Raw genomic sequence first — 25,140 nt, forward strand, 5'->3', positions numbered from 1 at the left:
CGAGCTACGGAACGTCAGTCCCCGCTGAGCAACAGCGCGTCGAGACCGCGCACCAGACCCCGGTGTGCCGCGGCCGCGCGAGCGGCGAGCAGGGTCCCCGCGACGTAGGGGGCGGGGGAGGCGCCCGCCTCGTGCCGGATCACCAGACGCTCGTCCGGCAGCCCGAACTGCGCCTCGACGGCAAGGGTGTAGCCCGGCAGCCGCAGCGAGTGGACCTGCGTGCCCGCGATCGACGCGCCGCGGGCCTCGGGGTGCCCGGCCGTGTGCTGTGGGTCCACGGCGTACTCGGGCCGCCGTACGGCGGCCAGTTGTTCGGCGAGTTCACGCGCGGTGCCGCTGGGGGCGTCGGGCTTGGTCGCGGAGGCGTAGTCGATGATCTCCCAGTGCGGCAGGTGACGGGCCGCCAGCCGGGCCGCCGCCTGCGCCAGCGCGGCGGTCAGCGAGAAGTTCCCCGAGGCCACGACACCGACCCCGTGCTCCTCGGCCAGCGCGGCGATCTCCTCGTAGTCGGTGCCGGACAGGCCCGACGAGCCGACCACGACGTTGACCCCCCGGACCACGGCGCTGCGCACGTGACGCCCGACCGCGGTGTGCGAGGTGTAGTCGATCAACACGTCCACGCCGTCCAGCGCGTCGTCGACCGTGCTGAAGACCGGCACCCCGAGTTCCGGACCGCCCCACACCGCCCCGAGGTCCGCGCCGGCGGCCGACCGCGCGACCGCCGTCCGCAGCCGCAGGTCCGCGGACTCCAGGACGGCACGCGCGACCGCTTCCCCGGTCCAGCCGGTCGCCCCGGCGACGCACACGTTCAGCAGGTCCATCCCTCCAGCATGACGCATGATCAGTGACCGTCCCGCCCGGAACCGGTCCCCCCGGGTGACCTGCGGCGCAGCCGGGCGGCGGCGGAGCGGGCCTGACGGCGTATCCGGCCGGACAGCGTCGGCGGGCGCGGCGCGGCGGCGACGAGCTGTTCCGAAAGCCACAGCGAGCGCTTCTCGAGGTCCAGCTCGTCCAGCAGTCGGTCGATGTTGGCCAGCAGCGCCCCGTACAGGTCCCAGCTCTCCCAGCGCCGTTCCGCCTCCGCCCGCAGCAGCGCCGCGATCCGGTCCCGCTCCTCCCGGCCGCGCCGCAGCGCGTCCTCCAGCCGGGCCTCCGCCTGGTCCGCGCCCTCCGTGACCTGGGCCGCGATCAGCCGGCCGAAACTGTCGACGGCGTCGGCCATGTCGGCGAACAACTCGTCGACGCCGACGGCCAGCCCGCCGGTGAACAGCGGCTCCCGGACACCGCGCTCGCGGTCCAGCTCCGTCAGCGAGCGGCACAGCGTCCGCAGCAGCACGGTCGACACCTCCAAGGTGTCCAGCCCGCTGCGCAGCAGGAGCCGGGCCATCGCGCCCTCCGCCGGTTTCACCCGCGGGTTGAGCCGGGTCCCCTCCTCCGCCCTGCGCAGCGAGGCGTCGAACCGCGCGATCTCGTTGTCCAGCCGGCGTGCGTCCATCAGCCAGGAGCGGGCCTGCCCGGCGGTGGCGCCGCCACGCACCTCCCGGCCCATACGGAGCATCAGCGCCCGCATGTGCTCGGCCAGCTCGCGCACCGCGTCTCCGGCCGGCTCCACGAAGGCGGGGGGCGGCACGACGACGTTCAGCAGCACCCCGACGACCGCTCCGACCAGGGTCTCCAGGATGCGGTCCACCGCCTCACCGGAGGGGGCGGGGACGGCCAGGATGAGCATGGCGCTGATCGCGACCTCGGCCACGAACTCGTCCACGCGGATGCAGTGACCGACCACCAGCGACGCCAAAATGATCAGCCCGAGGCTCCACCAGGTCAGCCCGATGAGCTCCGCGAAACCCACCGCGATGAGGACGCCCGCCACCACGCTGACCACCCGTCGGATGCCCGTGGTCACCGTCGTGTAGAGCGTCACCTGCACCACGAGCAGGGCCGTCAGCGGCGCTGTCAGGGGCGCGGGGTTGGGCAGCAGCCAGACGGCCACGGCGTACGACAGCACCGCGGCCACGGTGGAGCGCACCGTCTGCACGACGATCGGGTCGCTGTTGCGCCGCAGGAGGTCGGCGAGCGGGGCGGGGAGGACGCCGGGCACCCTGCCAGTCTCCCCGGGGGCGGGACGTCGGCACCGGGGCAGCGGGGACGGTTGCGCCGACCGCGTGAATACCCGGCGCCGACACGCCTCTGAGACGCCGTCGGCGGCCCCGGCGGGGGCTTCATGGCCTGGGGCCGGAGTGTGTCCGAGCAGGGGAGCGAGGTGCCTATGGCGTGCGCGGTGCGGCGCTCCCGGGCCCTTGCCGCGGTCCTCGTCCTCGCGGCCGCCGCGGTCGCGTGCGCCGGCGGTGCGTCGCGGACCTCCGGACGGGCGACACTCGACTGGTACAACTTCCCCGACGACTCCGGCGCGCTGCAGCAGGCGGCCGACCGCTGCAGCCGTGCCTCCGGCGGACGCTACGTCATCCGCTACAACAAACTCCCCCGGACGGCCGACGGCCAACGGCAGCAGCTCGTACGCCGGCTGGCCGCGCACGACCCCGCGCTCGACATCCTCGGCCTGGACGTCACCTGGGCCCCGGAATTCGCCGAGGCCGGCTGGATCCGCCCGTGGACGGGCACCCGGCGTGCCGAGGCCGTCCGGGACACCCTCTCCGCCCCGCTGCGCACGGCCATGTGGAAGGGCCGCCTCTACGCCGTCCCGTACAACACCAACGTCCAGTTGCTGTGGTACCGCGCGGACCTCGTGCCGGAGCCACCCACGACGTGGGCCGGGATGCTCGACGCGGCACGCGCCCTGGCGAAGGCCGGCAAGCCCCACCGGATCGAGGTCCAGGGCGCCCAGTACGAGGGGCTCACCGTCTGGTTCAACACGCTCGTCGCCAGCGCCGGCGGATCGATCCTCGACGCCGGAGCGACCGCGCCCTCGCTCGGCCCGCCCGCGGTCCGGGCCGCGGGCGTCATGCGGGACCTGGCCGTCTCACCGGCAGCCGACCCGTCGCTGCCCAACCAGATGGAGGACCAGAACCGGCTGGCCATGGAGTCCGGCAGCGCCGCCTTCGAGCTGAACTACCCCTTCGTGTATCCGGCGATGAAGGCCGACAACCCACAGCTGTTCCGGCACTTCCGGTGGGCCCGCTACCCGCGGGTCGACGCCGGCCGCCCCGCGCGGGTCACCATCGGCGGGATCGACCTCGCCGTCGGCTCCTACAGCCGGCGGCCCGAGCTGGCCTTCGAGGCGGCGCTGTGCCTGCGCGACCGGGACAACCAGCGGACCGCCGCGCTGCGGGGCGGCCTGCCGCCGACCCTGCGCCCCCTGTACGCCGATCCCGAGATCGAGCGCAGCTATCCCTTCGCCCAGGACATCCTCGCCGAGCTGGAGAACGCCGCCCTGCGCCCGCAGACCCCGGCGTACCAGAACGTGTCCATCGCGGTGTCCCACACCCTGTCACCGCCCGCCGCGATCCGGCCGGCCGAGTCCATCCGGGACCTGCGGGAGCAGATCGAGGACGCCCTGCAGTCCAAGGGGCTGGTCCCGTGACGCGGCGCTCGGAGGGTGCCCGGCAGGAGCGGCGGCTCGGCCTGCTGCTCTGCGCCCCCGCCGTGCTCGTCATGCTCACCGTGACCGCCTACCCCGTCCTCTATGCCGTCTACCTGTCCCTGCACCGCTACGACCTGCGCTTCCCGCAGCTCGCCCGCTTCGTGGGCCTGGACAACTACGCCGCGGTCCTGAGCTCCGGTTTCTGGTGGGAGGCCTTCTGGGTGACCTGCCTGATCACCGTCGTCTCCGTCGCGGTGGAACTGGCCCTCGGCATGGGCCTGGCCGTCGTCATGCACCGGGCGATCCTCGGCCGCTCCGCGGTGCGCACCGCGGTCCTGCTGCCGTACGGCATCGTGACCGTCGTCGCCGCCTTCTCCTGGCAGTACGCCTGGACCCCCGGAATCGGCTACCTCGTCGACGCGGCGGGGGAGGCCCCGCTGACCGACCAGTGGAAGGCCATCGGGCTGATCATCCTGGCCGAGGTCTGGAAGACCACGCCCTTCATGGCGCTGCTGCTGCTCGCCGGGCTGGCGCTGGTGCCCGAGGAGACCCTGCGCGCGGCCATGGTCGACGGCGCCGGCCGGTGGCAGCGCTTCCGGCTGGTCACGCTGCCGCTGATGAAACCCGCCATCCTGGTGGCGCTGCTGTTCCGCACCCTCGACGCGTTCCGGATCTTCGACAACATCTACGTGCTCACCCAGGGCTCCAACGGCACCGGTTCCGTGTCGATCCTCGGCTACGACAATCTCTTCACGGCCCTGAACCTCGGCATCGGCTCGGCGATCTCCGTGCTGATCTTCCTCTGCGTGGCGGTCATCGCCTTCGCCTTCATCCGGCTGTTCGGCACGGCCGCCCCGGGATCGGAGGACACCGGTCGATGAGCACGAGCCCGGCGCAGCGGCGGCGGATCGCCCGGTGGAGCGTGGTCAACACCGTCGTGGTGCTGTACGCGCTGTTCCCGGTGTGGTGGATCGTCGCCCTGTCCTTCAAGGACCCCGCCACGCTCTCCGACGGCAGCTTCGTCCCCCGCGCCTGGACGCTGGAGAACTACCGGGGCATCTTCGCGACCTCCGAGTTCACCCGCGCGCTGGTCAACTCCATCGGGATCGCCCTGATCTCCACCGTCGTCGCCGTCACGCTGGGCACCATGGCCGCCTACGCCGTGGCCCGGCTGCGCTTCCCCGGCAAGGGCCTGCTGATCGGCACCTCGCTGCTGATCGCGATGTTCCCGCCGATCTCCCTGGTGTCGCCGCTGTTCGACATCGAGCGCTTCCTCGGGCTGTTCGACACCTGGGCCGGGCTGATCATCCCGTACATGACCTTCTCGCTGCCGCTGGCGATCTACACGCTCTCGGCGTTCTTCCGCGAGATCCCCTGGGACCTGGAGAAGGCGGCCAAGGTCGACGGGGCCACCCCCGCCCAGGCCTTCCGGCTGGTCATCGCACCGCTCGCCGCGCCCGGGGTGTTCACCACGGCCATCCTGGTCTTCATCTTCTGCTGGAACGACTTCCTGTTCGCGATCTCGCTGACCTCCACCACCGCCGCGCGCACCGTCCCGGCGGCGATCGCCTTCTTCACCGGCAGCTCCCAGTTCCAGCAGCCCACCGGCTCGATCGCGGCGGCCGCCGTGGTCATCACCGTCCCGATCGTCGTCTTCGTGCTGCTGTTCCAGCGGCGCATCGTGGCCGGGCTGACCTCCGGCGCAGTGAAGGGCTGAAGGACCGCACATGGCCGAGATCACCCTCGAAGGCGTCACCAAGCGCTACCCCGACGGCGCAGTCGCCGTCCGCGACGTCAGCCTCGCCATCGCCGACGGCGAGTTCGTGATCCTGGTGGGGCCGTCCGGCTGCGGCAAGTCCACCACCCTCAACATGATCGCCGGGCTGGAGGACATCACCGAGGGCACCCTCCGCATCGGCGGCCGGGTGGTCAACGACAAGGCCCCCAAGGACCGTGACATCGCCATGGTCTTCCAGAGCTACGCCCTCTACCCCCACATGACCGTCCGCCAGAACATGGGCTTCGCCCTGCGGCTGGCCCACGTGGACAAGGCCGTCATCAAGGAGAAGGTCGAGGAGGCCGCCCGGGTCCTCGACCTCACCGGCCACCTCGACCGCAAACCCGCCAACCTCTCCGGCGGGCAGCGCCAGCGCGTCGCGATGGGCCGCGCCATCGTCCGGGAGCCCAAGGCCTTCCTGATGGACGAGCCGCTGTCCAACCTCGACGCCAAGCTGCGGGTCCAGATGCGCACCCAGATCGCCCGGCTGCAGCGGCGCCTGGGCACCACCACGGTGTACGTCACGCACGACCAGACCGAGGCCATGACCCTCGGCGACCGGGTCGTCGTCATGCGCGGCGGGGTCGTCCAGCAGAGCGGCTCGCCGCAGGAGCTGTACGACCGCCCGCGCAACCTCTTCGTCGCCGGGTTCATCGGCTCGCCTGCGATGAACTTCCTGCCCGCCGTGGTGGAGGAGGACCGACTGCGCACCCCGCTCGGCGAGCTGCCCCTCGACGACCGCCTCCGCGCCGCCCTGGCCCGCCGCGCCGGGCCGCGCGAGGTCGTCGTGGGCCTCCGGCCCGAGCACTTCGAGGACGCCGCGCTCGTCGGCCGGGACCGCGGCGGCGCCACGTTCACCGCCACCGTCGACGTCCGCGAGTCCCTCGGCTCCGACGTCTACGTCCACCTCGCCCAGGAGGGCGGCGCGGCCGCCGCGGAGCAACTGGCCGAGCTCGCCGCCGACTCCGGCCTCGCCGACACCGGCGCCGGCGGGCCCGAGGTCGTCGCCCGGCTCTCCACCAGGACCCGGGCCCGCGAGGGCGAACGCCTGCGGCTGTGGCTGGACACCGCACAGGCCCATGTCTTCGACCCGGCCACCGGCGACAACCTCACGCTTCCCGGACGCCCACGCGACACGACCGCGGGCTGAGCGCATGGCCCCGGCCACCGCCCCATCACCCCTCCCCGGCCCCCTCGCGGACCTGGCCCCGCTCCTCGACGCCGGGGGCTACCTGGCCGTCGGCGTCCTCGTCGTGCTCGACAACTGCGGCATCCCCGTGCCCGGCCAGACCATCCTCGTCGTCGCGGCAGCCTACGCGGGCACGGGGCGGACGGACCTCGCCGGCGTCGTCGCGGTCGCCGTCGCCGCGGCCGTCGCGGGCGACTGCCTCGGCTACCTCATCGGCCGCAGCGGCGGCCGCGCCTTCGTCCACCGCTGGGGTCGCTACGTCCTGCTGACCCCCGAACGCTTCCGGCGGGGCGAGGAGTTCTTCGCCCGGCGCGGCGACCTCGTCGTCCTCCTCGCCCGCTTCGTCGACGTCCTGCGCCAGACCAACGGCATCATCGCCGGCACCGCCGGCATGCCCTGGTGGCGCTTCCTGCTCTGCAACACCCTCGGCGCGATCCTCTGGGTCGGCGTCTGGGCCGCCCTCGGCTACGCCGCCGGAACCCGGATCGGAGCCCTCTACGCCTGGCTCACCCGTTTCCAGCTCTACGCCCTGATCGCCGTGGCCCTCCTCGCCGCCGTCCTGACCGCCCGCCACATCCGCCGCCGTCCGCGCCGCCGCGACGCCGGCTCCTGAGCGCGGCCGGCGCGGCTCGTCGCCGATGGTCCCTCCCCGGCCCGCCGGCTACACCACGCAGAACTCGTTGCCCTCCGGGTCCCGCATCACCACCCCGTAGTGGTCCACGCCCGGTTCGGCGAGCACGCGCAGCCGGGAGGCCCCCGCCGCGACCAGCCGGCCGGCCTCGGCCTCGACCCGTTCCCTGCGGGTCTCCAGGGGGACCTCGGCCCGGTCGCCGCCCACCTTGACGTCGAGGTGGAGCCGGTTCTTGACCACCTTGCCCTCGGGCACCCGCTGGAACCAGATCCGGGGCCCGTCACCGGCCGGGTCCACGATGGAGTCGCAGCAGTCCCCGTCGCCGAGCTCCTCCTCGGGCACACCGATGGAGAGCCAGTACTCCCGCCAGGTGGGGAAGCCGTCCGGCGCGTCCTCGAGCCGGTAACGTAGCGCGTCCGCCCAGAAGCGCGCCTGCACCTCCGGATCCGCGCAGTCGATCGTGAGCTGGAACGCGACCATGGTGTGCCTCCGTCGAAGTGGCCCGCCCGGTGCCTGCACCGGTGGGGCCCATGCTGCCCGACGGGTACGACAGTCGCTCAGCCGCTCTCCTCGATCCTGAAGCCGACCTTCAGCCCGACCTGGTAGTGCCCGACCCGTCCGCCTTCCAGGTGACCGCGGATCTGCGTCACCTCGAACCAGTCGAGGTTGCGCAGGGTCTCCGAGGCGCGGCTGATCCCGTTGCGGATGGCGGCGTCCAGGCCCTCGCTGGAGGAGCCGACGATCTCGGTCACCCGGTAGGTGTGGTCGGTCATGGGGCCTCCCTCATCGGTGGGACGGGCGGTGACGCCGCTCCTCCACGGTGCCTCACCGCCCGTCGGGCCGCGAGGGGAAGGACGCCCCGGGGCGTTAGCCCACGGCGTGTCACGGGAAGGGGCTCCACATGGCCAGGGCCAACGACGAGGTCGAAGCCCTGCTCCGCGAGTACGCCGACCTCATCCAGATCACCGGCGGCGACGCCTACAAGGCGCGCGCCTACGAGAAGGCCGCCCGCGCCATCGGCGGCTACCACGAGGACGTCTCCCGGCTCGACGACAAGGAGCTGCGGAAGATCCCCAACGTGGGGAAGTCCGTGGCCGAGAAGGTCACCGAGTACCTGCGCACCGGCACCGTCCCCGCCGTCGAGGAGCTACGTGCCCGCATCCCCGCGGGCGTGCGGGAGATGACCGCGATCCCGTCGCTCGGCCCCAAACGGGCCATGATGCTCTACGAGGAGCTGCACATCGCCTCGGTGCGGGAACTCGCCGACGCCATCCATGCCGAACGCCTGCGCGACCTGCCCGGCTTCGGTGCCCGCACCGAGGAGAACATCCTGCACGGCATCGGCCTGATGCAGTCCTCGGGCGGCCGGGTCCCGCTGAACGTCGCCACCGAGGTCGCCGAGGAGGTCGTCGCCGAACTCTCCGCGCTCCCCGGCTGCGAACGCTGCACCTACGCCGGCTCGCTGCGTCGCATGCGGGAGACCGTCGGCGACGTCGACGTCCTCGTCGCCGCCGAGCGGTCCGGGCCCTTCATGGAGGCGTTCACCCGGATGCCGACCACCGCCGAGGTCATCGTGCGGGGCGCCAAGAAGACCTCGATCCGTACCACCAAGGGCCTCCAGGTCGACCTGCGGGTGGTGCCGCCCGAATCCTGGGGCGCCGCGCTGCAGTACTTCACCGGCTCCAAGGCCCACAACATCCGCACCCGCGAAATGGCCGTCCACCACGGCCTCAAGCTCTCCGAGTACGGGCTCTTCGACACCGGGACCGGCGAGCGCGTCGTCTCCCGGACCGAGGAGGAGGTCTACGCCCGGCTCGGCCTGCCCTGGATACCGCCCACCCTGCGCGAGGACCGGGGCGAGATCCAGGCGGGGCTGGCCGGGGAGCTCCCCGAGCCGCTGGCCCCGCGCGCCGTCCGCGGCGACCTGCACACCCACACCGACCTCACCGACGGTCTCGCCGGCCTGGAGGAGATGGTGGCCGCGGCGGCCGCGCGCGGCTACGCCTACTACGCGGTCACCGACCACGCGCCCAACCTGTACATGCAGCGCATGACCGACGAGAAGATCCTCGCCCAGCGCGAGGAGGCCCGCCGCCTGGACCGCGCGCACGAGGGCATGCGCGTCCTGCACGGCACCGAGCTCAACATCGACCCCGACGGCGGCGTGGACTGGCCGGACGAGTTCCTGGCCGGCTTCGACCTGTGCGTCGCCTCGATCCACTCGCACTTCAACCAGGACCGCGAGGCCCTCACCCGGCGCCTGGTGCGGGCCGCCGAGAACCCCTACGTCAACATCATCGGCCACCCCACCGCCCGGCTGCTGGGCAGGCGCCCGGGCGTAGACGCCGACTTCGACGAGGTCTTCGCCGCCTGCGCCCGCACCGGCACCGCGCTGGAGGTCAACGCCCAGCCCGACCGGCTGGACCTCGGCGACGAGCTGATCCTGCGGGCCCGCCGGTACGGCGTGAAGTTCGCCGTCGACAGTGACGCGCACTCCACCGTCCACCTGGACTTCATGCGCTACGGCGTCGGAACGGCCCAGCGGGGCTGGCTCACCGAGGAGGACGTCGTCAACGCCTGGCCGCTCACCCGGCTGCGGCGCTTCCTGCGCAAGGGCAGCCGTACGCATCCGTGACCGTGCCCGGGGTAGGCGCGGCAGTGAGGGCCCGTACCACGCCCGACATCGAGGAGGACACGATGCTGCTGCTGGGATTCGTGCTCATGGGCGCCACCGCCGCTTTCACCGGACTCCTGATCGCCGAGAACCTCGGCGGAGGTCCCGACTACACCGTGACGCTGTTCGGCTCGGACGTCGCCACCGTCGACACCCTCGGCGCGTTCCTCGCCGGTCTCGCGCTCGCCCTGGTGTTCTGTCTGGCCTCGGTCATCGCCCTGGCCGGCGCGGGACGCGAGCGCAGCCGCCGTGCGGAGCTGCGCCGGCTGCGCCGCCGGGCCGCCACCACCGGTACCACCGCGACCACTGGCACCACCGGTACCACGACCGCCGCGGGTACCGCCAGGACCGACGACGAGACGGACACCGCCCAGAAGACCCCCACGGCCTCGGGCCGCCGCCGTGGCATGCACCTGTTCGGCCACTGACCCACCGGGCCGGAGTACGTGGCACCCGCCCACCAGTACGTACGACGTTCGTGCGACGGACCCGCCGAAGATGCCTCGGGGACCTGCTGCCGCCATTCTGGGAACGGGGCAGGACAAGGAGGCCGGTACGTGTCCACCACGAAGATCTGCTGTGTGGCGGGCGCCCCGTGCTGGGTCAGCCTGATGGCACGCGACCTGGACGTGGCGAAGGCGTTCTACGGACCACTGCTCGGCTGGGAGTTCGAACCCGGGCCCTCGCGCTGGGGCGCGTACGAACGCGCGCTGGTGAACGGCACGGAGGTCGCCGGCATCGGGGCCATCGCCAGGGACTGGGAGACCTCGGTGTCCTGGACCACGTACTTCGGGGTCGAGAGCGCCGACGCCACCGCCTCGGACATCCGCGACCGCGGCGGCACGGTGGCCGTCGGCCCGCTCGACTTCGACGCGGGGCGCCTCGCCCTGGTCGCCGATCCGATGGGCGCCTCCTTCGGCCTCTGGGAGGGCGAGCAGGGCCCCGCCCGCAAACTGCGGCTGCACGGCGCCCCCTCCTGGATCGAGTTGCGCACCCGCGACGCCTTCGCCGCGGCGCTGTTCTACGGCGAGGTCTTCCACTGGGACCGGCGCGGCCCCCGCTACGTCGTGGAATGGGAGAACGACCGCGTCGTCCTCTACGTCGACGGGCACAGCGTCGCGGGCATCCGCGGCGGCGGCGTCGAGGCGGCCGCCGACCCCAAGGTCCGCCCGCGGTGGCACGTCTTCTTCACCGTCACCGACGTCGACGAGGCCGTCCGGCGCGCCAAGGACCTCGGCGGCGAGGTCACCGGCGAACCGCTCGACAGTGCCTACGGCAGGGTCGCGGGCATCCGTGACCCGGAAGGCGGACTGCTCTCCCTCGTCGCCGACCACCAGTAGCCCGCGCCCGCCCGCGTCCCATCGGATGAACCTCCCCCCGCCGGCGTCCCGCCGGGTCGCGGACACCCCGGCGGGGCAATGGAGAAGCAGCGGCCATGGACTGGTTCACGGCACCCGATCACTGGCTGAGCCGCGTCGTCGTCCAGCGCGGTCTCGGCGTGCTCTACCTGGTCGCCTTCCTCGCCGCCGCGAACCAGTTCCGCGCCCTCATCGGCGAGCACGGACTGCTGCCCGTCCCGCATTTCCTGCGGCGAGTGCCGTTCCGCCACGCGCCGAGCCTGTTCCACCTCCGCTACTCCGACCGCCTCTTCGCCGCCGTCGCGTGGGGCGGTGTCGCGCTGGCCGCCGCCGTCGTCGCGGGCGCGACCGACCTCGTGCCGCTGTGGGCCGCCATGGTGATCTGGACGGCGCTGTGGCTGCTCTACCTGTCGATCGTCAACGTCGGCCAGACCTGGTACGCGTTCGGCTGGGAGTCCCTGCTGCTGGAAGCCGGCTTCCTGGCGGTGTTCCTCGGCAACGGCGACACCGGGCCGCCGGTGCTGGTCCTGTGGCTGATGCGCTGGCTGCTCTTCCGCGTCGAGTTCGGCGCCGGACTGATCAAGATGCGCGGCGACGCCTGCTGGCGCGACCTGACCTGCCTGTACTACCACCACGAGACGCAGCCCATGCCCGGCCCGCTCAGCTGGTTCTTCCACCACCTGCCGCGCGGAGCCCACCGGGTGGAGACCGCCGCCAACCACTTCGCCCAGCTGGTGGTGCCCGTCGCCCTGTTCACCCCGCAACCGGTGGCGAGCCTCGCCGCCTGCGTCGTCATCGTCACCCAGCTGTGGCTGGTGCTCTCGGGCAACTTCGCCTGGCTGAACTGGCTGACGATCGTCCTCGCCGTCGCCGCGCTCGACGGCTCGTACCTCGCCGCGCCGCCGCCCGCCGCGTCCGCCCCCCCGCCCGCCTGGTACGCGGCCCTGGTGATCGCCGCCACCGTCCTCGTCGCCGTCCTCAGCTACTGGCCGGCCCGCAACCTGGTCTCCCGCGGCCAGATGATGAACGTGTCCTTCAACCGGCTGCACCTGGTCAACTCCTACGGCGCCTTCGGCAGCATCAACCGGATGCGCCTGGAGGTCGTCGTCGAGGGCACCGACGCCGCCGAACCCGGCCCCGAGGCCGTGTGGAAGGAGTACGGCTTCAAGGGCAAGCCCACCGACCGGCACCGGATGCCGCGCCAGTTCGCCCCGTACCACCTGAGGCTGGACTGGCTGATGTGGTTCGCCGGGATCTCCTCGGCCTACGCGTGGGGCTGGTTCATCCCGTTCGTCGTCAAGCTCCTGGAGAACGATCCCCGCACGCTCCGCCTGCTGCGCAGCAACCCCTTCCCGCACGCCCCGCCGACCTACGTCCGTGCCCGCCTCTACCACTACCGCTTCACCGACTGGCGCACCCTGCGCGCCACGGGGGCCTGGTGGGAGCGGAGCCTGGTGCGCGAGTACCTGCCCCCGGTCGACCTCGAGAGCCTGCGCCATGTCCGGTGACGGCCCCGGCCGCACGCCCCGGAGCCGGCTGCGGCTGCGGTTCGCCGCGGAACTGGGGACGTTCCTCTCCGCGCCCCGGCGCGGACGGGAGGTGCGGGTGGCGGCCGACGGGGTGTCCACGCTCGGGCACGTCGTGCAGTCGCTGGGGGTGCCGCTGACCGAGGTCGGCGCGATGGCGGCGGACGGGCGTCCGGCCGGGCCGGCGTACCGGCCGCGGGGCGGGGAACTGGTGGAGGTCGCCGCCGCGACCAGGCCCCAGCCCGCCGCCGCCCGCTACCTGCTCGACGTGCACCTGGGCAAGCTCGCCCGGCGCATGCGGATCCTCGGCCTGGACACCGCGTACGGCAACGACCTCGACGACGCGACACTGGTCGCCAGGGCCAACGCCGAGGGGCGGGTGCTGCTGACCCGCGACCGCGGCCTGCTGGCGCGCCGCGCCCTGCGCCGCGGGGCCTATGTGCGCGGTGACCGCGCCGACGAGCAACTGGCCGACGTCCTGGACCGGTTCGCGCCCCCGCTGGCGCCGTGGACCCGCTGCACCGCCTGCAACGGCGTCCTGGCGCCGGTGGCCAAGGACGAGATCGCCCACCTGCTGCAACCGGGCACCCGCAGGACCCAGGACGCCTTCGCGCGCTGCGCCGACTGCGCCCGGATCTACTGGCCCGGCGCCCACCACGGGCGGCTGGACGCCCTCGTCGCGCAGGCCCTCAGCCGCGCCACGGGGTGGGACGGATCTCGAAGCCGGTGAGCCCCTCCGGCTCCTCCTCGACGACCTCCACACGGTCCACGATGGACAGCCGAGAGCCCTCGTGTGACCACGCCACCATCCGCTCCACCGCCTCCGGTGGGCCCTCGAAGACCGCCTCGACCGTGCCGTCCGGCCGGTTGCGGACCCACCCCGCGGCACCGGTGTCGGCCGCCGTCGTGCGGCAGGTGTCCCGGAAGTACACCCCCTGCACGTCACCCGACACGACCACCCGCCGCCGGATCACGACGGCCGCACCTGGCGGACCGCGTCGCGGAAGGCGTCGGCGTCCAGGACGGCCGCTCCGCCGGGGTCGTTGTTGAAGTACACAAACACGTCGGAGCCCTCCGGCCAGGTGTCCGCGATGCGGTGTGCCCAGGTGGTCAGCGCCCGGGAGCCGTAGCGGGGCCACGGCCGGGCGATGCCCTCATGGAAGCGTACGTAGCCCCAGTCCGCGGTACGCCACAACGGGGTCACCGGGCGTGCCCGCCGGTCGGCCCAGCAGAGCGCGGCGCCGCGGCGCTTCAGCAGGGCGCGGATCTCGGGGGTCCACCAGGAAGCGTGCCGCGGCTCGACGGCCACCCGCACGCCCTGCGGGAAGCAGCGCAGGCACGTCTCCAGGACGCGGGCGTCGGCCCTGAGGTTCGGCGGCAGCTGCAGCAGGACCGGGCCCAGCCGGTCGCCGAGGCCCGCCGCGTGGGACAGCAGCCGCCGCACCGGCTCCTCGGGGTCGCGCAGCCGCTTCATATGGGTCAGGTAGCGGCTGGCCTTGACCGCCATCACGAAGCCCTCGGGCGTGTGCTCGCGCCAGCTCGCGAAGGTCTCCCGGGACGGCAGCCGGTAGAACGCGTTGTTGCACTCGACCGTGCCGAACCGGCGCGCGTACACCTCCAGCCACAGCCGCTGCGGCACCTGGGGCGGGTACAGCACGCCGCGCCAGTCCCGGTACTGCCACCCCGAGGTTCCCACGAGCACGGACATCGCGTGGTCCCTGCCGGTTGCTTGCTGGTCCCTATTCAGGGTAGGACGTAAGGAGTCGCGCATCTCCCCGCTCGCGGGGGTGGAACCATGCACTTCACAGACCGCGCGGATGCCGGACGGCAGCTCGCCGAGCGGCTACGGCATCTGGACCTCGACAACCCCATCGTGCTGGGCCTGCCGCGCGGCGGCGTGGTCGTCGCCTACGAGGTGGCGCAGGCCCTGCACGCCCCCCTGGACGTGATCGTCGTCCGCAAGCTGGGCGTCCCGTACCACCGGGAACTGGGCTTCGGCGCCATCGGTGAGGGCGGCGCCAAGGTGCTCAGTGACGACATCGTCCGCATGAGCCACGTCTCGCGCGCCGACATCGACACCGTCGAGCACCGCGAGGAGGCCGAGCTGGCCCGGCAGGCGCACCGCTTCCGCGAGGGGCGCCCGCGCACGCCACTGGCCGGCCGCACGGTGCTCCTCGTCGACGACGGCGTCGCCACCGGCGCCACCGCCCTCGCCGCCTGCGAGGTGGCCCGCGCCCAGGGCGCCGCCCGGGTCGTGCTCGCCGTGCCCGTGGCCTCGCCGCAGGCGCTGCCCGCCCTGCGGCACGCCGCCGACGACGTGGTGTGCCTGTCGGCGCCGAGCGCCTTCTTCGCGGTGGGGGAGTGGTTTGACGACTTCTCCCAGACCGCCGACGACGAGGTGTCCGGGCTGCTCAAGCAGGCCGCCGCCCGGGGACCGCGGACCACCGAGGTGGATCTGGCCGTGGGCGGCGAGACAGGGGCGCGGCTCGCCGGGACGCTGACCATGCCCGCCGACGCGCGGGCCCTGGTGATCTTCGCCCATGGCAGCGGCAGCAGCCGCCACAGCCCGCGCAACCGGGCCGTGGCCGCCGCCCTCAACCAGGCCGGCCTCGGCACCTTGCTGTTCGACCTCCTCACCACCGCCGAGGAGGCGGACCGGGCCAACGTCTTCGACATCGAACTGCTCGCCGCCCGCCTGGTCGACGTCACCGAATGGGCCCGCGGGGAGAACCTGCCGCTCGCCTACTTCGGGGCCAGTACGGGCGCGGCCGCCGCGCTGTGGGCCGCGGCCGACCCCCGGGCCGCCCCGTACGTCTCCTCGGTGGTGTCCCGGGGCGGCCGTCCCGATCTGGCCATGCCCCGGCTCGGCGAGGTCAGGGCGCCCACCCTGCTCATCGTCGGCGGCCGGGACACCACCGTCCTGGAGCTGAACCAGCGTGCCCAGGAAGCGCTCAGCTGCCCCAGCCTGCTCCACGTGGTGCCCGGCGCCACCCACCTGTTCGAGGAGCCCGGAGCGCTCGACGAGGTGGCGCACCTGGCCCGCGACTGGTTGGCCGGGCACCTCCCTGCGACGGCCGGTCCATGACCGTACCCTGAGGTCAGGGGTGCGGACGGGAGTAGGAGGATGCGCCGATGAGCAGCACGGTGACCATGCTGGACTCACTCCCGCCGGCCCACCGCAGGACCTTCCTGGAACACGCCAGGAAGGTCAGCTTCCCGCAGAGCTGGCGCATCTGCGGCGAGGGCAGATTCGCCGACCGGTTCTGGGTGGTCGAGTCGGGCGCCGTCTCCATCGACATGGACGTGCCGGGCCGCGGTGCGGTCTCCGTCGAGACCCTGGGTCCCGGCGAACTCATCGGCTGGTCCTGGCTGTTCCCTCCCTACCGCTGGCAGGTCGGCGCCCACGCGCTGGGCTCCGTGGGCGCGTACGAGTTCAACGCGGCCGAGATCCGCGACCTGTGCCGGGACGACCCGGTGCTGGGCCAGGCCATCGTGCTGGCCGCGGCCCAGACCATCTCCCAGCGGCTCGCGGCGGCCCGGGCGCGGATGCTCGACATGTACGGGCCGCGCCTGCAGGAGCACTCCTGAGGGCACCGCCGGCCGTCAGGGGCGCGACCTGAGGGCCTCGGCCAGCCATCGGAATTCGGCCACGTGTGGGACGCGGCGGCTCACCGGCGAGCACCGCCGGCAACTGCCGGTAGCGCTCCGCACGGCCGGCGACGAGTCTGGACCTTCCAGCGGCTGGAGGCTCAAGCCCCGGAGCCGGGGCTCACCTCACCCAGGTGTCGTCGGCGCCCCTGGTTCCCACCGGGCGGCGGAACAGCTCGTCGCGTCCCGCGTCGTACAGGACGAACGACCGGTGCGCCGCGGGGGCGGGGCGCACCGCGACCACCTCCGAGGCCCGGAAGCCGGGCCACGGCTGGCCGGTGTGGCCGGCACCGGCGATCGCCTTCGGCGCCGACAGCGGATTGCCGCCCGCGCAGCGCACCCGGGGCACCCCGCGGTCGTCGACGAGCACCGCCGTGCCCGCCTCCAGCACCGCGGCGAAGGAGGTCGCGGAGCCGTCCGCGAAGCCGTGGTCGGTGACCCGGGTGTCGGCGCGCAGCAGCGCGGGGGTGAGCGACTTCAGGTACCGCCCGATCCCGTCGGCGTGGACGCCCGCCACCCGGGCGAAGGCGGCCGCCTTGCCGGGGTCCGCGGTCAGGTGCTCGGCCTGCTCGGTGACCGCGCAGGGCGCCTTGCCCTTGGTGCCGCCGTACAGGGCGCGCGTTCCCCCGGAGACGCTCGGCGCCCCGTAGGTGGCGGAGGGCTTGGGGGTCAGGGTGGGCGCCGGTGCGTCCGGGGGGAGGAACTCCCTGGCCGTGCCCGTGGTGAAGGCGTCGAGGCCCGCCGCCTGCGCCGGCTGGAGGACGATCTGCGGCCGGGTGGGTGACGGGCTCCGCTCCGGCGCGGCCGAGCCCCCGTCCCCGCCCCGTGTGGCCAGGAAGACCGCCAGGACGAGCGCGGCGGCCCCCAGCGCCGCGAGCGCCGACAGCCCGGCACTCGACGTCCACCAGCGTCGGCGCGCGTGCGCGGGCGGGTCCTGGCCGGGGCCGGGCGCGCCGGGGGGCTCCTGGGGCGGGGGCGACGTCACTCCCGCATTCTCCGTCCACGCTCCGACGGGACCGCAAGCCGGGGCAATCCGGACGGGCGGGCTGTCGCCGGGCTGCTTAGCCTGACACCGTGACCCGGCATCCGGCCCCCGCCCCGCACCCCGCCCCGGGGCTCACCCACGGCTGGCTGCACGCCCTGGCGGCGGTGGTGGCCGGGTACGCCGTCATGGTGGTCCTGGCGGCCCTGGGCCTCTGGCTCGCGGGGGCCTCCGAGCTGCCGCAGGGCGCCTTCCTGCCCGTCATCGCGGCCACCGTGGTCATGGCCGTCGGGGGCCGCATCGGCCTGGAGGGCGGCGCGGGAGCCATCGCCCAGTCGGACGCGGCGGTGACCGCCGTCCCGCTGTCCGTCGCCCTCGCCGGCGCGCTCGTCACCGCCTACGTGGTCGTGCGCCCGCTGCGCCGGCACGCGGTGGTCTCCGGGGACCGGCTGCTGTGGCTCTTCGTCCGCACGGGTGTGCTGTGGGCCCTCGTCACGCTGCTGATCGCCCTCGGCGCGCGCCACACCTTCACCGTCTCCACGGGCGAGGACTTCCTGGGCGACCTCGGCGATCTGCTCGGGATCACGCCCACCGTCGGTTTCCGCGCCGACGTCCCGGTCACGGTCGTCGCCGGGCTGCTCTGGCTGGCCATCGTCCTCCTGCTGGCCTTCGCCGTGTCGCGGAGGGCGCCGCTGCCCTCCCGGCTGGTGCCCGTGCACAGCGTCGTCCGGCCGGCCGCCCGCGCCATGGTGGGCGTGCTGCTCGTCTACGTGGCCGTCGGCGCCGTGATCGCGGTGGTCACCGCCTTCACCCGCGCGGAGCCCGCCGACAGCTTCGCCGTCGTCTTCCTCGGCCTGCCCAACGTGGCCTGGCTCGCCCTCGGTATCGGCATGGGCGCCTCCTGGCACGGCAGCGTGCAGGGGGCGCTCGGTGTGCCGATGCCGGAGGCGCTGGCCGCCGTCCTGCGCAGCGGGGACGGTGACGTCACGCTGGACCTCGCGTCGCTGTCCGAGCGCGACGGCAGGGCGTGGTGGCTGGTGGTCGCCGCCGTCGTCGCGATGCTGGGCGCCGGCTGGGCCACCGCCCGGCGCGCGCCGCCCGGCACGGGGCACGTGCGCAACGCCCTCCATCTGGCCGCGGCGTCCGCGGTGGCGATGCTGCTGATCGGCGTGCTCACCCGGATCGACGCGCACTACGGCCTGTCGCTGTTCGGCATCGGCGACCCCTCCGACACCGGTGGCCTCGGCGGCTCGATCGTCCTGCTCCCCAACCTGCTCCCCGCGATCGGCATCGCCGCGCTGTGGGGCGTGGCGGCCGGCCTGCTGGGCAGCATGGCCACCCGCCTCCTGGCACGATCCCGCCCACCCCGCTGACGCCGCCTCGCGGCGGCCGTCCTCAGGGCTCCCCCCCGCCCGCCGCCGCGTGCACGTGCCTGGGGCGTCGGCCCTCCGCCAGGTCGGACCGGTCGCGGTCCAGGTGCCGGCGCACGGGCGCCGGCGGCCGGTCTCGGAGGCATGTCGCCCGCGTTCGGCTTCGCGCGGCGGTGGGCGGCGCGGCCTGCCCGCTCGCGAGTTCTCAGGGCTCGTGCGTCCAGGTGATGGGATGGGTCTGGGTCGGGGACGAGTCGCTGGCGGGCGGCGGCTCCGCCGGGGTCGGGGCGTCGCCGGGCCGTATGGCGGGTGGTTCGGCGGAGGCGTACGTCGCCATGCGGGCGCCGTCGCAGTAGCACCAGCGGTCGTGCTCGGCGTCGAAGAGCCAGACGGCGTCGCCGTCGACGACGGCGCCGATCCGTATCCCGCTGGTCACCCGGTCGAAGGTCTCCAGGTCGATCCTCCCGGCCGCGAGGTCCTGCACCATGGCCCGGTACGAGTCGAGCGCCTCCACGAGCCTGCCCAGCAGCGGGCGGGCGTCGGCGGTGCGCGCCGGGGAGCCGCCCACCGCCGGGGGGCTCTGCGGCACCGTGATCAGCAGGCGCCCGTCCACCCACGCGGACCAGCCGTTGGAGCACACGATCCGCGCCCAGTCGCCCCGGTGCTCGGTGACGCGCACCGGAAGCAGTGGGTCCAGCCCGGCGGACGGGCTGGAGTCGTCCGGCGCCCGCCAGGTGGGCAGCCCCGCGGCGGGTGCGACGTGGGTCGGGACGAACTCCGGCTCGTACATCACGGGCTACCTCCGCATGACGGCCGGTTCCTGGCGCCGCAGCAGCCTGGTGACGACGAGACCGAAGACCGCCGACAGCACCACGAGCATGCCCATGTCCAGGAGCCACATCGAGGGGACGGACCGGAAGAGCGGGTCCGACGTCACGGTGCTCGGCGTGATGGCATGCAGGTCCAGTGTGGCGGCCATCGCACCCAGCGCCCAGCGCGAGGGCACCAGCCAGGCCAGCTGTTCCAGGCCCGGGACCCCGTGCAGGGGGAGCAGCGCACCGCAGAAGACCACCTGCACGATGGCGAGCAGCACCAGCAGCGGCATGGTCACCTCCTCCTTGCGCACCAGGGCGGAGATGAGCAGCCCGAGCATCATCGAGGTGAACGCCAGCAGCGCCACCGCCAGGGTGATCTCCAGCAGCGGCGGCATCAGGACCCCGCTGCCGCCCTGGGGTCTCAGACGCACGCCGACGAGGGCGACCATCGTCAGGGCCACTGCCTGGGCGACGGTGACCAGCCCCAGCACCACGACCTTGGACGCCAGATACGCCGAGCGGGACAGGCCCACCGCCCGCTCCCGCTGGTAGATGACGCGTTCCTTGACCAGCTCGCGGACCGCGTTCGCGGCCCCGGTGAGCACCGAGCCGACGCACAGGATCAGCAGCACGTTGAGCGCGTTGTTCCGGCCCAGCGAACCGCCGGCCAGGGCCCGCGCCATCCCGCCCATCACGAAGGGCAGCGCCACCATGATCGCCAGGAAGGTGCGGTCGGCGGCCAGCGACGCCGTGTAGCGGCGCACCAGCGTCCACAACTGGCCGCCCCAGCTCTGTGGCTTGGGCGGCTCGAGCGGTTCGAGTTCCGCCGGGGTCCCCGGGCCGGCGGGCTCCAGTGCCGCCGCGATGTATTCGTCGTAGAGCGGGGAGGCCTCATACTGGCCGGCCCAGTCGCGGTTCTCCTCGTTCTCGAACGCCTCGAAGGCTTCCGGCCACTGCCGGAAGCCGAAGAAGGGGAGCGTCTTGCTGGGCGGCCCGTAGTAGGCCATGCGACCGCCGGGGGCCATCACCAGCAAGCGGTCGCACACCTCCAGGCTGAGCACGCTGTGCGTCACCACGATGACCGTGCGGCCGTCGTCGGCGAGCTCTCGCAGCATCGTCATCACCGAACGGTCCATCCCCGGGTCCAGGCCCGAGGTCGGCTCGTCCAGGAAGAGCAGCGAGGGCTTGGTCAGCAGTTCCAGGGCAACGCTCACCCGCTTGCGCTGGCCACCGGAGAGCGTGTGGACCGGCTGCTTCACCCGGGCCTCCAGGCCCAGTTCGGCGATCACCTCGTCCACCCGGGCCTGCCGCTCCTCCTTGGCGGTGTCGCCGGGGAAGCGGAGTTCGGCGGCGTACGACAGGGCGCGGCCCACGGGGAGCTGCTGGTGCAGGATGTCGTCCTGCGGGACCAGGCCGATGCGCTGGCGCAGGTCCGCGTACTCGCGGTACAAATCGCGCCCGTCGTAGAGCACCGTGCCCTCGTTCGCGGGACGCAGCCCGGTCAGCGCGTTCAGCAGCGTCGACTTGCCGGAGCCGCTCGGCCCGACCACCGCCAGCAGGCACTTCTCGCCGACGGGGAAGCTGATGTCGTCCAGCAGCACCTTGCCGCCGTCGCCCACCCGCACCGAAAGGTCGCGGACGTTGAGCGAGACCTCGCCGGTGTCGGTGAACTCCTGCAGCTTGTCGCCGACCAGCCGGAACACCGCGTGGCCGACGTCGATGATGTCGCCCTGGTGCACGGGCGCCCGCTCGACGCGCCGGCCGTCCAGGTAGGTGCCGTTGTGGCTGTGCAGGTCGACGATCTCGTAGCCGCCGTCCGGCAGCGACCGCAGTTCGGCGTGGTGCCGCGAGACCAGCAGGTCCGAGACGACCAGATCGTTGTCGGCGGCGCGCCCGATGTGGATCGTGCGGTGCGGCAGCGACCGCACCGACGTCGGCCGGCGGAAGGTGCCGGTCGCCGCGGGGGATGCCATCGGCGGCGCCCGGTAGACGCCGGTGGGGGCCTCGGCGCTGCTCAGCCGGGCGCAGGGTCCCTGCTCGGCGTGCCCGAAGCGGATGACGCTGCCCGGACCCACACCCCACTGCCGGACCTGCCTGCCGCCGACGAAGGTGCCGTTGGTGCTGCCCATGTCGTTCAGCATCCAGCTGTCCCCCGCGGGCCGGATCACCGCGTGGTGCCACGACACCCGGGGGTCGTCGAGGACGACGTCCCCGTCGGGGTCGCGACCGACGTGGTAGTCCCGACCCGGGACCAGGATCAGGGTGTCCCCGTCGGTCTCGAGCACGAGCTTGGGCGCCGTGGGCGCGAAACCTCGCTCGGCCACGCTTCGATCGTAGCCGCGGACCGGCCGCCCCGCCTGTCCCGTCCGTCCCGCGACGGGCCGTCACATGGCCCCGGGGGACGGTGCCGGTGCCCTCACCACTCGGTCGGCGCGTAGTCCTTGAGGAACACCCCGGCCAGGTCCTCGCCCTGCTCGCCGCGGACGATCGGGTCGTAGACGCGGGCCGCGCCGTCGATGAGGTCCAGCGGGGCGTGGAAGCCGGCCTCGGCCATGCGGACCTTGTCGGGGTGCGGGCGCTCGTCGGTGATCCAGCCGGTGTCGACGCTGGTCATCAGGATGCCGTCGGTCTCCAGCATCTCCCGCGCGCTGGTGCGGGTCAGCATGTTGAGCGCGGCCTTCGCCATGTTGGTGTGCGGGTGGCCCGCGCCCTTGTAGCCGCGGCTGAACTTGCCCTCCATCGCGGAGACGTTCACCACGTACTTGCGGCGCGCAGCGGCGGCGGCCATCGCCGGGCGCAGCCTGCTGACCAGGATGAACGGCGCGGTCTCGTTGCACAGCTGCACTTCGAGCATCTCGACCGGGTCGACCTCGCCCACGGCCCGGGTCCAGCTGTTCGCCGCGTCCAGGTCGGGGATCAGCCCGCCGGCGTCGATCGCCGTGCCGGCCTCGATCCGGGCGAGCGAGGCCGAACCGCTCACCAGAGCCAGGTCCGTGACCTCCCGGGCCCGGGCCGACAGCTCCGCACGCGGGGCGGGCAGCGCGGGCTGGGCACCGCTGCCGAAGGCGCCGAAGACCTCGGAGGCCGGCAAAGCCCCGGCCGGGAGCGGCGCGGACTCGGCGGCCACCAGTTCCGCGTACGCGGCGGGGGAGCGGCGCACGGTCTGCGCCGCGTTGTTGATCAGGATGTCGAGGGGGCCCTGCGCGGCCACCGAGTCGGCGAGCGCCACCACCTGGGCCGGGTCGCGGAGGTCGATCCCGACGATCTTGAGACGGCCGATCCACTCGTCGCTGTCCGGCATCGCCTTGAAACGGCGGATGGCGTCCGCGGGGAAGCGCGTGGTGATGGTGGTGTGGGCACCGTCGCGCAGCAGCCGCAGCGCGATGTACATGCCGATCTTGGCCCGGCCGCCGGTGAGCAGGGCGCGCCGGCCGGTCAGGTCGGTGCGCGCGTCCCGCCGGGCGCGGTTGAAGGCCGCGCAGTCCCGGCACAACTGGTGGTAGAAGGCGTCGACCTCGACGTAGCGGCTCTTGCACACGTAGCAGGAGCGCGGCCGCTGCAGGATGCCGGCGATCTCGCCGATCGTCGACGAGGACGGCAGCAGCCCCTGGGTCTCGTCGTCGATGCGTTCCGCGGAGCCGGTGGCCGTGGCCTCGGTGACGGACTTGTCGTGGGCGGTCTTGGCGGACCGGCGCTCCTGGCGGCGGCGCTGCTTCACGGTCCGGTAGATGCCGGCCGTGGCCTTGCGCACGGTGATCGCGTCGGGGTGGTCCAGCGGCAGCTCGTCGAGTTCCCTGAGCACGCTGAGGCACAGTTCGAGGCGTACCGGGTCTATGCCGGGGACGCCGTCCCATGCCGTGGCCGTGCTCTGCTCGTTCTCGGTCGCCGTCATGCCCGCCGTCGTTCCCTGGATCGTGTGTTCCCACTGGTGTCCTGCGGAACTCTACGGAGGCATCGGCGCCCGGCCAAAACGGCGGCTTTCGCCCGTGCGGTGTCCGGCGGCCGCAGGCGGCTCCCCGGGGCGCCACCGGGGCGGTCCGCGGCGTGCCGGTGGGTCACTCCAGGGGAGCGGTGGCCTCGCTCTCGTACTCGTAGTCCCACGGCTCGTCGGCCATGTGCTCGAGGCGCTTGTAGTACGCGGCGCTGTCGGGCCACGCCTGATGCGCCCCGGCGTCCTGCACGCTGATGGCCAGCGGGTCGTACAGGATGCCCTCGGGGGGCTGCCCCCCGGCTCGCAGGGCGATGCCGAGGGTGAGACCGTCCCCGGGGCCGCCGTGGAGTCGGATCCTGGTGGTCATGGAGGTCACCTCCTGTATCCATGATCTCTCGCCGGGGGAGGTTTGGTGAAGAAGGAGGACGGTGACCGACCCCGGGCCGACAGTGCGTGAGAGATCCGTTACGTCACGTTTCTCCGCCCGCCGGCTCCCACGAGGTGCCCGCGTGCGCGAATCCAGTCTGCCCGCGCCGGTCCCCGCCACCCTCGCCGGCGGCCTCGCCGACGTGGTGTTCGAGACCGCGGCGCAGGCCCCGGACGGGGCGCGGCTGGGCCGCCAGGAGGACGGCCGCCGGCGGGACGTGACCGCGGCCGAGTTCCGCGCCGAGGTGACGGCCCTGGCCAGGGGGCCGCTCGCGTACGGGTGCCTTCGGGGACCGGCTGGGGATCATGTCGCGCGCCCGGTACGAGTGGACGCCGTTCGACTTCGCGCTGTGGACGACCGGGGCGCAGCCCGCTCCCGTTTCCCGCTCGTCCGGCCGGCGGGCGGAGCGCCGGTCCGGCCGCCCGTCCCGCCCTGGTGGGGACCGGCCTGGAGCGGTACGGCCGCGCGCGGCGCGGGGACGACGCAGGCGTGACGGGCGGCGGCCGCGAGCGAACGCCGGTCAGGCAGCGCGTTCGCCGCGATGCGCGGGAACGCCGCCACCTCCGCGCTCAGGCCGCGGGCCGCGACCACCCGGCGCACCGAGTCCATCAGGGTGTCCTCGCCGAGGAACGCCGCCTCGGTGCTGGGCGTCCCGTCGGCGTGCCGGTAGCGGATGAGAAGCGGCTGCACGTCGGCGCCCGCGTCCAGCGCGGCCTGGAACAGCGCCCGGCGGTAACGGCCTTCCTCACGGCCGCACCAGGTGCTGCCTTCAGGGAAGGCCACGACCGTCGCGCCCGAGCGCAGCGCCTGCGCGATCTCCGCCACCGTGTCCGGCAGCGAGCGGATCCGCTCCCGGTCGATGAAGATCGTTCGGCCGCGCACGCACAGCCGTCCGATCACCGGCCAGTCGCGGATCTCCCGCTTGGCGACGTTGCGGCCCGGGAAGACCGCGGCGATCAGCGGGACGTCCAGCCACGACACGTGGTTGGAGACCACCAGCAGGCCGCGGCCCGGCTCACGCGGCGCCGGCTCGGGCAGCCGCACCCGGACGCCGAAGGCCGCCACCACCGAGCGGGTCCACCGCCGGATCAGCCGCTCGCGCCCCGCCGTGCCGCACAGCGCGCCGAGCGGCACGGACAGCAGGACGCCGGTGAGCAGCACCACCAGCGCGGCGGCGTACCGCAGCAGCCGCCGGACCCGGCCCACCTCCGGCCCGTCGCCGGTCATGCACGCCCGCGGGGTGCAGGGCGCGACCGGCGACCACCACGCAG

The 25,140-nt window shown here is 73.6% G+C and carries 25 protein-coding genes and 1 pseudogene; 14 read left to right on the forward strand and 12 right to left on the reverse strand.

All coding sequences use genetic code 11. The features are described from left to right. Positions 1-14: 14 nt before the first annotated feature. On the reverse strand, positions 15-821 hold the full coding sequence (dapB, locus tag ACRWNP_RS11700) for a 4-hydroxy-tetrahydrodipicolinate reductase (RefSeq protein WP_431961028.1): 807 nt from the start codon (positions 819-821) through the stop codon (positions 15-17). A 20-nt stretch (positions 822-841) separates the two neighbouring features. Next, positions 842-2,101 carry an FUSC family protein gene (locus ACRWNP_RS11705; RefSeq protein ID WP_431961029.1) on the reverse strand — a complete coding sequence of 420 codons (1,260 nt, stop codon included), beginning with the start codon at positions 2,099-2,101 and terminating at the stop codon, positions 842-844. A gap of 168 nt (positions 2,102-2,269) precedes the next feature. Here ACRWNP_RS11705 and ACRWNP_RS11710 point away from each other — a divergent pair, with 168 nt between their 5' ends. From ACRWNP_RS11710 to ACRWNP_RS11730, 5 genes are read left to right on the forward strand one after another with little or no spacing between them, the layout of a single operon-like run. After that, positions 2,270-3,541, forward strand: a complete 1,272-nt coding sequence (locus tag ACRWNP_RS11710) for an ABC transporter substrate-binding protein (protein WP_431961031.1) — start codon at positions 2,270-2,272, stop codon at positions 3,539-3,541. Beyond that, complete coding sequence (locus ACRWNP_RS11715) at positions 3,538-4,422, forward strand: carbohydrate ABC transporter permease (RefSeq protein ID WP_431961032.1); 885 nt, start codon at positions 3,538-3,540, stop codon at positions 4,420-4,422. The genes ACRWNP_RS11710 and ACRWNP_RS11715 overlap by 4 nt, the downstream gene beginning before the upstream one ends. After that, on the forward strand, positions 4,419-5,258 hold the full coding sequence (locus ACRWNP_RS11720) for a carbohydrate ABC transporter permease (RefSeq protein ID WP_431961033.1): 840 nt from the start codon (positions 4,419-4,421) through the stop codon (positions 5,256-5,258). Before ACRWNP_RS11715 ends, ACRWNP_RS11720 begins: the two co-directional genes overlap by 4 nt. Positions 5,259-5,268: 10 nt before the next feature. Beyond that, positions 5,269-6,468, forward strand: coding sequence for an ABC transporter ATP-binding protein (locus ACRWNP_RS11725; protein WP_431961034.1), 1,200 nt, complete (start codon positions 5,269-5,271; stop codon positions 6,466-6,468). 4 nt (positions 6,469-6,472) lie between these two features. After that, positions 6,473-7,120 carry a DedA family protein gene (locus tag ACRWNP_RS11730; RefSeq protein WP_431961035.1) on the forward strand — a complete coding sequence of 216 codons (648 nt, stop codon included), beginning with the start codon at positions 6,473-6,475 and terminating at the stop codon, positions 7,118-7,120. A gap of 48 nt (positions 7,121-7,168) precedes the next feature. Here ACRWNP_RS11730 and ACRWNP_RS11735 read toward each other — a convergent pair whose 3' ends face one another. After that, positions 7,169-7,618, reverse strand: coding sequence for a VOC family protein (locus tag ACRWNP_RS11735; protein WP_431961036.1), 450 nt, complete (start codon positions 7,616-7,618; stop codon positions 7,169-7,171). A 77-nt stretch (positions 7,619-7,695) separates the two neighbouring features. Beyond that, positions 7,696-7,911, reverse strand: a complete 216-nt coding sequence (locus ACRWNP_RS11740; RefSeq protein ID WP_431961037.1) for a dodecin — start codon at positions 7,909-7,911, stop codon at positions 7,696-7,698. Between the two features lie 128 nt (positions 7,912-8,039). On the opposite strand from ACRWNP_RS11740, the gene polX reads away from it, so the two are divergent. From polX to ACRWNP_RS11765, 5 genes are all read left to right on the forward strand, one after another. Next, positions 8,040-9,773 carry a DNA polymerase/3'-5' exonuclease PolX gene (gene polX, locus ACRWNP_RS11745; RefSeq protein WP_431961038.1) on the forward strand — a complete coding sequence of 578 codons (1,734 nt, stop codon included), beginning with the start codon at positions 8,040-8,042 and terminating at the stop codon, positions 9,771-9,773. Between the two features lie 23 nt (positions 9,774-9,796). Further along, positions 9,797-10,240, forward strand: a complete 444-nt coding sequence (locus ACRWNP_RS11750) for a hypothetical protein (protein WP_431961039.1) — start codon at positions 9,797-9,799, stop codon at positions 10,238-10,240. 129 nt (positions 10,241-10,369) lie between these two features. Beyond that, positions 10,370-11,152: a VOC family protein gene (locus tag ACRWNP_RS11755; protein WP_431961040.1), complete on the forward strand. Its 783-nt coding sequence runs from the start codon at positions 10,370-10,372 to the stop codon at positions 11,150-11,152. Positions 11,153-11,247: 95 nt separating this feature from the next. Next, positions 11,248-12,678, forward strand: a complete 1,431-nt coding sequence (locus ACRWNP_RS11760; RefSeq protein WP_431961041.1) for a lipase maturation factor family protein — start codon at positions 11,248-11,250, stop codon at positions 12,676-12,678. Then, complete coding sequence (locus ACRWNP_RS11765) at positions 12,668-13,426, forward strand: Mut7-C RNAse domain-containing protein (protein WP_431961042.1); 759 nt, start codon at positions 12,668-12,670, stop codon at positions 13,424-13,426. The genes ACRWNP_RS11760 and ACRWNP_RS11765 overlap by 11 nt, the downstream gene beginning before the upstream one ends. On the opposite strand, the gene ACRWNP_RS11770 is transcribed toward ACRWNP_RS11765, so the two are convergent. Together ACRWNP_RS11770 and ACRWNP_RS11775 are read right to left on the reverse strand one after the other, a co-directional pair. Then, positions 13,386-13,670, reverse strand: coding sequence for an acylphosphatase (locus ACRWNP_RS11770; RefSeq protein ID WP_431961043.1), 285 nt, complete (start codon positions 13,668-13,670; stop codon positions 13,386-13,388). The genes ACRWNP_RS11765 and ACRWNP_RS11770 overlap by 41 nt on opposite strands. Next, on the reverse strand, positions 13,667-14,404 hold the full coding sequence (locus ACRWNP_RS11775) for a DUF72 domain-containing protein (RefSeq protein ID WP_431961044.1): 738 nt from the start codon (positions 14,402-14,404) through the stop codon (positions 13,667-13,669). The genes ACRWNP_RS11770 and ACRWNP_RS11775 overlap by 4 nt, the downstream gene beginning before the upstream one ends. An 87-nt stretch (positions 14,405-14,491) precedes the next feature. Here ACRWNP_RS11775 and ACRWNP_RS11780 point away from each other — a divergent pair, with 87 nt between their 5' ends. Next, positions 14,492-15,781: an alpha/beta family hydrolase gene (locus ACRWNP_RS11780; RefSeq protein ID WP_431961045.1), complete on the forward strand. Its 1,290-nt coding sequence runs from the start codon at positions 14,492-14,494 to the stop codon at positions 15,779-15,781. Between the two features lie 47 nt (positions 15,782-15,828). Next, entirely contained in the window at positions 15,829-16,284 is a 456-nt protein-coding gene (locus ACRWNP_RS11785; protein ID WP_431961046.1) for a Crp/Fnr family transcriptional regulator, read from the forward strand. Positions 16,285-16,465: 181 nt separating this feature from the next. Here ACRWNP_RS11785 and ACRWNP_RS11790 read toward each other — a convergent pair whose 3' ends face one another. Further along, positions 16,466-17,329: a DUF6777 domain-containing protein gene (locus tag ACRWNP_RS11790; protein WP_431961047.1), complete on the reverse strand. Its 864-nt coding sequence runs from the start codon at positions 17,327-17,329 to the stop codon at positions 16,466-16,468. A gap of 89 nt (positions 17,330-17,418) precedes the next feature. Between ACRWNP_RS11790 and ACRWNP_RS11795 the strand changes: the two genes are divergently transcribed. Then, positions 17,419-18,699: a streptophobe family protein gene (locus ACRWNP_RS11795; RefSeq protein WP_431961048.1), complete on the forward strand. Its 1,281-nt coding sequence runs from the start codon at positions 17,419-17,421 to the stop codon at positions 18,697-18,699. Positions 18,700-18,901: 202 nt separating this feature from the next. Here ACRWNP_RS11795 and ACRWNP_RS11800 read toward each other — a convergent pair whose 3' ends face one another. The 4 genes from ACRWNP_RS11800 to ACRWNP_RS11815 form a co-directional block, all read right to left on the reverse strand. Next, on the reverse strand, positions 18,902-19,486 hold the full coding sequence (locus ACRWNP_RS11800) for a hypothetical protein (protein ID WP_431961049.1): 585 nt from the start codon (positions 19,484-19,486) through the stop codon (positions 18,902-18,904). A 6-nt stretch (positions 19,487-19,492) separates the two neighbouring features. Continuing rightward, positions 19,493-21,835, reverse strand: a complete 2,343-nt coding sequence (locus tag ACRWNP_RS11805) for an FHA domain-containing protein (protein ID WP_431961050.1) — start codon at positions 21,833-21,835, stop codon at positions 19,493-19,495. Positions 21,836-21,927: 92 nt separating this feature from the next. Further along, positions 21,928-23,403, reverse strand: coding sequence for an SDR family NAD(P)-dependent oxidoreductase (locus ACRWNP_RS11810; protein WP_431961051.1), 1,476 nt, complete (start codon positions 23,401-23,403; stop codon positions 21,928-21,930). A gap of 163 nt (positions 23,404-23,566) precedes the next feature. Next, entirely contained in the window at positions 23,567-23,809 is a 243-nt protein-coding gene (locus tag ACRWNP_RS11815) for a hypothetical protein (protein ID WP_431952569.1), read from the reverse strand. Between the two features lie 142 nt (positions 23,810-23,951). Between ACRWNP_RS11815 and ACRWNP_RS11820 the strand changes: the two are divergent. After that, positions 23,952-24,261 (forward strand): annotated as a pseudogene (locus ACRWNP_RS11820) (long-chain fatty acid--CoA ligase); the annotation flags it as partial. Here the strand turns inward: ACRWNP_RS11820 and ACRWNP_RS11825 are convergent. Further along, complete coding sequence (locus tag ACRWNP_RS11825; RefSeq protein WP_431961052.1) at positions 24,173-25,096, reverse strand: lysophospholipid acyltransferase family protein; 924 nt, start codon at positions 25,094-25,096, stop codon at positions 24,173-24,175. The pseudogene ACRWNP_RS11820 and the gene ACRWNP_RS11825 sit on opposite strands and share 89 nt — an antisense overlap. Positions 25,097-25,140 lie beyond the last annotated feature (44 nt).

Origin of the sequence: Actinacidiphila sp. bgisy160, assembly GCF_965342435.1 — a bacterium.
In the GTDB taxonomy this organism is placed as follows: domain Bacteria; phylum Actinomycetota; class Actinomycetes; order Streptomycetales; family Streptomycetaceae; genus Actinacidiphila.